The following is a 6000-nucleotide window of genomic DNA, read 5'->3' on the forward strand; positions in this document are numbered from 1 at the left end:
GCATCACGACGACCGTGTCGGAGCGGTCGCGGAGAGGTTCAGACCTCGAAGTCGACGCAGGCACGCTCGCGGACCAGCGGGCGGATGAACCCCGCGACGCGGCGGTGGTCGGGGTGCTCGACGTACGCGTTCAGCGCGTCGGCGTCGGCGTAGTCCGCGATGAGGACCATGTCGAAGTTGTCCTTCAGGAACAGCGAGTTCTTCCCGATCGTCATCGACTCGATCTCGGGGATGATCGGCAGGAGGCTGCGCAGGGCGTCCGAGATCTGCTCGGTGTGCTCGGCCCGCTGGGCGGGGTCGACGGCGTTCAGCTTCCAGGCGACGACGTGGCGGATGGTCATGCGTGCTCCAGGAGTGCTCTGCGGAGGCGGATCGGGTCGATGCGCCAGTAGTTGTGGACGCAGCCGTCGATCAGGAGGACCGGGATCTCCTCGACGAACCGCTCGTGCAACTCGGCGTCGTCCAGGATCGAGACCTCGGACAGCGAGACGGCCGGAGCCGCAGGATCGTGCTCGAGGTCCGCGAGGACCTGCTGCACCACCGCGCGGGCGTCGTCGCACAGATGGCAGCCGGGCTTGCCCACAAGAGTCAGCGCGACGTCCACCATGCTCCCAGTTTAGAGGAGCGGCACTCGAGACCCGGACGGCCTGGCGCGCGTGCCCGCAACGCAGACGAGCGCCCGATCCCGGATGGGAGCGGACGCTCGAAGGGGAAGGAGGCCTCGGCCTACTTCTTGTTGCGACGCTGGTGACGAGTCTTGCGAAGCAGCTTGCGGTGCTTCTTCTTCGCCATACGCTTGCGACGCTTCTTGATAACAGAACCCACGAAGACCTCACAACGTTCAGGGGGGTCGACCGCCCGACGGACGGCCGCTTACGAGAAAATGCCTCACGCGAGCTTACACGACCGAGCGGGCGGCCGGGTCACGCGCCTAGCAGACCACCCGTCGACGACCGGCACGACACGCGTCACTTGCGGATGCGCAGCGCCTCCGCCACCTTCGTCGCCCCCTCGCTGACACCGCGCTGAATGTCCTGCACCACCGCGGTGACCTGGTGCGTGCGCTCCGCGAGCGCCCGGCCCAGCGACTCCGCCCGGGCTGCGGCCGCCGCGTCCAGCAGCGCCGGCTCGTCGACGGCGTCGGCCTCGAGGAACGGCAGCAGCCAGTCCTCGACGACCTCGAGCGGCGCGTACTGCAGGGCGTAGAAGCGGTGCTGCCCGCTCTCGCGGACGCTCACGAGCCCCGCCTCGCGCAGCACCTTCAGGTGCTTGGACACGGTCGGCTGGCTGAGCTCGAGCCGCGCGACGATCTGCGAGACGCTGATGCCGGTCGCGCCCGCCTCCCGCTGCTCGAGCAGGAGGGAGAGGATGTCGCGGCGGGTGCCGTCGGCGATCACCGCGAAGATGTCTGGCATGCGCCCAGGGTAGTCAGCCCTCCGCACCGCGTCGCGGGCCGTCGCTCCCCCGCCCCGACCCGGCGCCCCGAGGGCGGCGCGGCGAGCGGGTAGCATGGCCGCGATCGAGTGGAGGATCCGCCGTGGTCATTCGCCAGCAGTTCCGCAGCCCCGTCGGGGTCTCGCCCGTCTCCCCGTGGTCGGGCTTCGAACGGGCCCGCGACCTCATCGACGACTTCGCCGGCCGCTCCCCCTCGCGCTTCGCGATCCTCATCTTCTCGGCGCTGATCCTCGTCTTCACGCTCCTCTTCTCCTTGCCGGTGTCGACGACCGCCGGCGAGGTCACTCCGCTGCACGACGCGTTCTTCACCGCCATGTCGGTCATCTGCGTCACGGGCCTGGCCACGGTCGACATGGCGACCCACTGGTCGGCGTTCGGCCACTCGATCATCTTCATCGGCGTCAACATCGGCGCCCTCGGCGTGCTCACGCTGGCGTCGATCATGGGCATGGCCGTCTCGCGCCGCCTCGGCCTCCGCGCCAAGCTCATGGTCGCGAGCGACTCGAACCCGCTGCGGATCCACTCGGGCCCCGTCGCCGAGGGCCAGGCGGTGCGGCTCGGCGAGATCGGCGGGCTGCTCACCACGGTGGCCGTGAGCGCCGCCGTGATCGAGATCGTCGTCGCCCTCCTGCTGTTCCCGCGGATGCTGATCGACGGGATCCCGATCGGCGAGGCGGTGTGGCACTCCTTCTACTACTCGGCGATGGCGTTCACCAACACCGGGTTCTCGCCGAACGCCGCCGGGCTCACCCCGTTCCAGGACGACTACTGGTTCCTCGGGATCCTGATGATCGGCGTCTTCCTCGGCTCGATCGGCTTCCCCGTCATCTACGCCTTCTCGCGCGGCTGGCGCCGCCCGCGCAAGTGGTCGGTGCACGTCAAGCTCACGCTCGTCACCTCGCTGATCCTGCTGGTCGCCGGAGCGGCGCTCTACATCGTGCTCGAGTTCGACAACCCGAAGACGTTCGGCGTGCTCGACGCGGGCGACACCGTCTTCCAGTCGTTCTTCCTCTCGACGATGACCCGGTCGGGCGGCTTCTCGACCATCGTCATCCCCGATCTGAACGGCTCCAGCCTGCTCGTCACCGACATGCTGATGTTCATCGGCGGCGGCTCGGCCTCGACCGCGGGCGGGATCAAGGTCACGACGCTCGCGATCCTGTTCCTCGCCGCGTTCGCGGAGGCCCGCGGCACCAACGACATGGAGGCGTTCGGCCGCCGGATCCCCAACGACGTCCTGCGCCTGGGCGTCTCGGTCGTGCTGTGGGGGGCGACGACCGTCGCCATCTCGTCGGTGGTCATCCTGCACATCACGAAGGCCTCCCTCGACCACGTGCTGTTCGACGTGATCTCGGCGTTCGCGACGTCGGGGCTGTCGACCGGGCTCACCGCGGAGCTCCCGCCGTCCGGCGTCTACGTGCTGGCGCTGACGATGTTCATGGGCCGCGTTGGTACCGTGACTCTCGCCGCCGCGCTCGCCGCGAGTCAGCGGAGGCAGTTGTTCAGACGACCGGAAGAGAGGCCCATCGTTGGTTGACCGCATCAGGTACGACGCCCCGGTGCTGGTGATCGGCCTCGGGCGCTTCGGTGCCGCCACGGCCGGCCAGCTCGACCGACTCGACCGCGAGGTGCTCGCCGTCGACGCCGACGCCGGGCTCGTGCAGAAGTGGTCCGAGCGCGTGACCCACGCCGTCCAGGCGGATGCGCGCTCGCTCGATGCGCTCGCGCAGATCGGCGCCCAGGACTTCCAGGTCGCCGTCGTCGCCGTCGGGTCCTCGATCGAGGCCTCCGTCCTCATCACCGCGAACCTGGTCGACCTCAAGATCCCGCAGATCTGGGCGAAGGCGATCTCGCGCTCGCACGGCAAGATCCTCGAGCGCATCGGCGCCAACCACGTCATCTACCCCGAGGCCGAAGCCGGCGAGCGCGTCGCGCACCTCGTCTCGGGCCGCATGCTCGACTTCATCGAGTTCGACGACGACTTCGTGCTCGCGAAGATGTACCCGCCCAAGCCCATCCGGGGCCTCACGCTCACCGAGTCGGGAGTGCGCCGCAAGCACCGCGTCACCGTCGTGGGCGTCAAGAGCCCGGGCAAGCCGTTCACCTACGCCACCGAGCAGACGGTGGTCTCGAACCACGACCTGATCGTGGTCAGCGGCACCCCGAGCGACATCGAGCGCTTCGCGGCCCTGGGCTCGTAGGGCCGGACCTCGCTGTCTCAGGAGGCGGCGAGCTCGCGCGCTCGGGCGAGCGCCGCGTCCGTCGCCTGGGTGAAGAGCGACGCCAGATCAGCCTCCTGCAGCACGGCGATCGCGCGCTCGGTGGTGCCGTTCGGGCTCGTGACCCGGCGGCGCAACTCGGCGGGCTCCTCACCGGAGTGCACGAGGAGCTCGGCCGCACCGAGGAACGTGCCGGTCACCATGGTCGCGGCCTGCTCGGGCGTGAAGCCCTTGGCGACGGCCGCCGCGATCAGCTCCTCGATCAGGAGGAAGACGTAGGCCGGCCCGGATCCCGAGATGGTCGAGAGCGCGTCGAGCTGCGACTCCGGCACCTCGACCACCTCGCCGACGGTCTCGAAGAGGCGGCGCACGAGCGCGAGGTCCTCGTCGCTCGACCGCGTCCCCGCGCTCAGCCCCGTGACTGCCCGGCCGACGACCGCGGGCGTGTTCGGCATCGAGCGCAGCACGGGCACACCGGCCGGCAGGCGGCCCTCGAACGTCGCGACCGTGACCCCCGCCGCGACGCTGACGACGACCGTGCCCGGAGCGAGCGACCCAGCGATCTCCTCCAGCAGCGCCGGCACCATGTGCGGCTTCACGGCGACGAGGACGACGGAGGCGCCCGCGACGGCCCGGCGGTTCGCCTCGGCGTCGTCCTCGGTCGCGAACGCGGTGACCACGGGGTGGTCCTTCCACGCGGCGGCCTTCGCGGCGTCGCGGTTCGTCACCCGGACTCCGCCCTCGATGCGGACGCCGGGCGCGAGCAGACCGCTGAGGATCGCACCGCCCATCGAGCCCAGGCCGAGCACGGCGATGGAGGGAAGCAGCACGGTGTCGTCGGTCACCCGCCCATCCTACGAAGCGGCCTCGCAGCCCGACGCGCTCGCGGTGACGGCCGCAGGGGTCCTCGCCCGACCGGCGGGACCCTAGGATGATCCGACCACCGACCGGCACCACCCCGGATCCCCGAGGAGACCACGTGAGCGCATCCGATGCCGGTGGAGCCCCCGTCGCCCGAGCAGGCGCTGACACCGCCCGACCCCCGATCCCTTCGCGCGAGAGCGTCGGCTGAGGTGCCGCGCGCACTGGCGATCGTCAACGAGCGGGGAGCGGGCCTGGGGGTCCTCGAGCCGATCCTCCGGGAGCAGGGCTGGAGCGTCGACGCTCTGGCCGGCACCGACCTGGGCTCCGTCGACCTCGACGAGCCGGACCTGGTGATCACCCTCGGATCCAGTGCCGGCGTCTACGAGACCGCCCGCCATCCCTTCATCGCGCCCGAGATCGCCCTGCTGCAGGACCGGCTGCACCACCGACGCCCGACGCTGGGCATCTGCTTCGGCGCTCAGCTGATCGCCGCCGCCCTCGGCACGGACGTGCATCCTGGTCCGACCCGCGAGGTCGGGTTCCGCTCGATCGAGCCCACCGCCGAGGGGATGCGGTCGCCGCTGCGCCACGTCGCGGGCGTGCCCGTCATGCAGTGGCACGGCGACACCTTCGCCCTCCCCGCCGGCACGACGCTCCTCGCCTCCTCCGCGGCCTACGAGGTCGAGGCCTTCGGCATCGACGAGTGGCTGCTCGGCGTGCAGTTCCACCCGGAGCTCACCGGTGCGATGGCCGGTCGCTGGCTCGAGGGCGACGCCGACTACGCGGCCGCAGCGGGCTACACCGCGACCCAGCTCGGCGACGACGTGCGCGAGGGGCGCTTCGAGCGGATGCGCGAGGCGACCGGGCTCGTGCTCGCGGAGTGGCTCGCGGGGCACTCCCGCGACTGAGCGCGGCTCCTCGAGTGTGCAGCGCCTCAGCGCCGCGCGCGGAAGAAGTCGAGGAGCAGGGCCGTGCTCTCCGGGGCGCGGAGCCCCGGGTACACCTCGGCGACGTGCGTGTGCCTGCGGTCGCGGAGCAGGTCGTGCAGCGAGCCCACCGCTCCCGCCTTCTCGTCCCACGCGCCGAACACGACGCGGTCGACGCGCGCGGCCAGGATCGCTCCGGCGCACATCACGCACGGCTCGAGGGTGACCACCAGCGTGCACCCCGTGAGCTGCCAGTCGCCGCGGGCAGCCGCCGCGTCCCGCAGCGCCACGACCTCGGCGTGCGCGGTCGGATCGGTGCGCAGCTCGCGCTCGTTGCGCCCGCGCCCCACCACGCGGCCGACGGAGTCGACGACCACCGCCCCCACGGGCACGTCGCCCCAGCTCGCGGCGCGGCGGGCCTCCTCGAGCGCGAGCCCCATCCACGCGTCGGCGGCCGCGCGGAGGCGGAGGGCGCTGTCGCGCCTCCCGCCCCCTAGTGCCCGCGCCCGGCCCGACCGCGCGCGGCCCGGGCAGTA

At 71.4% G+C, this 6000-nt stretch carries 9 protein-coding genes; 3 read left to right on the forward strand and 6 right to left on the reverse strand.

Annotated elements, in window-relative coordinates; genetic code table 11:
- Window positions 1–38 precede the first annotated feature (38 nt).
- The 4 genes from IOC53_RS10545 to IOC53_RS10560 all read right to left on the reverse strand — a co-directional run bounded on the left by IOC53_RS10545 (window position 39) and on the right by IOC53_RS10560 (window position 1415).
- A complete protein-coding gene (locus tag IOC53_RS10545) occupies window positions 39–341 on the reverse strand; it encodes a Dabb family protein (protein ID WP_207405501.1) in 303 nt (100 codons plus the stop codon).
- Window positions 338–607, reverse strand: coding sequence for a glutaredoxin family protein (locus tag IOC53_RS10550; RefSeq protein WP_207405503.1), 270 nt, complete (start codon window positions 605–607; stop codon window positions 338–340). The genes IOC53_RS10545 and IOC53_RS10550 overlap by 4 nt, the downstream gene beginning before the upstream one ends.
- A 119-nt stretch (window positions 608–726) precedes the next feature.
- Window positions 727–825: a 30S ribosomal protein bS22 gene (locus IOC53_RS10555; RefSeq protein ID WP_003792170.1), complete on the reverse strand. Its 99-nt coding sequence runs from the start codon at window positions 823–825 to the stop codon at window positions 727–729.
- Between the two features lie 143 nt (window positions 826–968).
- Window positions 969–1415 carry a helix-turn-helix transcriptional regulator gene (locus IOC53_RS10560; protein WP_207405505.1) on the reverse strand — a complete coding sequence of 149 codons (447 nt, stop codon included), beginning with the start codon at window positions 1413–1415 and terminating at the stop codon, window positions 969–971.
- 206 nt (window positions 1416–1621) lie between these two features.
- Between IOC53_RS10560 and IOC53_RS10565 the strand changes: the two genes are divergently transcribed.
- Entirely contained in the window at window positions 1622–2992 is a 1371-nt protein-coding gene (locus tag IOC53_RS10565) for a potassium transporter TrkG (protein ID WP_307786155.1), read from the forward strand.
- Window positions 2985–3656 (forward strand): TrkA family potassium uptake protein, encoded by a 672-nt coding sequence (locus tag IOC53_RS10570; protein WP_055790397.1) that lies wholly within the window; start codon window positions 2985–2987, stop codon window positions 3654–3656. Before IOC53_RS10565 ends, IOC53_RS10570 begins: the two co-directional genes overlap by 8 nt.
- A 17-nt stretch (window positions 3657–3673) precedes the next feature.
- Here the strand turns inward: IOC53_RS10570 and proC are convergent, their stop codons facing one another.
- A complete protein-coding gene (gene proC / locus IOC53_RS10575; protein WP_207405507.1) occupies window positions 3674–4519 on the reverse strand; it encodes a pyrroline-5-carboxylate reductase in 846 nt (281 codons plus the stop codon).
- A gap of 228 nt (window positions 4520–4747) precedes the next feature.
- Between proC and IOC53_RS10580 the strand changes: the two genes are divergently transcribed.
- Window positions 4748–5446 (forward strand): gamma-glutamyl-gamma-aminobutyrate hydrolase family protein, encoded by a 699-nt coding sequence (locus IOC53_RS10580; protein ID WP_207405509.1) that lies wholly within the window; start codon window positions 4748–4750, stop codon window positions 5444–5446.
- 26 nt (window positions 5447–5472) lie between these two features.
- Here the strand turns inward: IOC53_RS10580 and IOC53_RS10585 are convergent, their stop codons facing one another.
- Window positions 5473–5904 (reverse strand): nucleoside deaminase, encoded by a 432-nt coding sequence (locus IOC53_RS10585; protein ID WP_207405528.1) that lies wholly within the window; start codon window positions 5902–5904, stop codon window positions 5473–5475.
- Window positions 5905–6000: the final 96 nt, after the last annotated feature.

Origin of the sequence: Rathayibacter sp. SD072 (assembly GCF_017355185.1) — a bacterium.
Lineage (GTDB): Bacteria > Actinomycetota > Actinomycetes > Actinomycetales > Microbacteriaceae > Rathayibacter.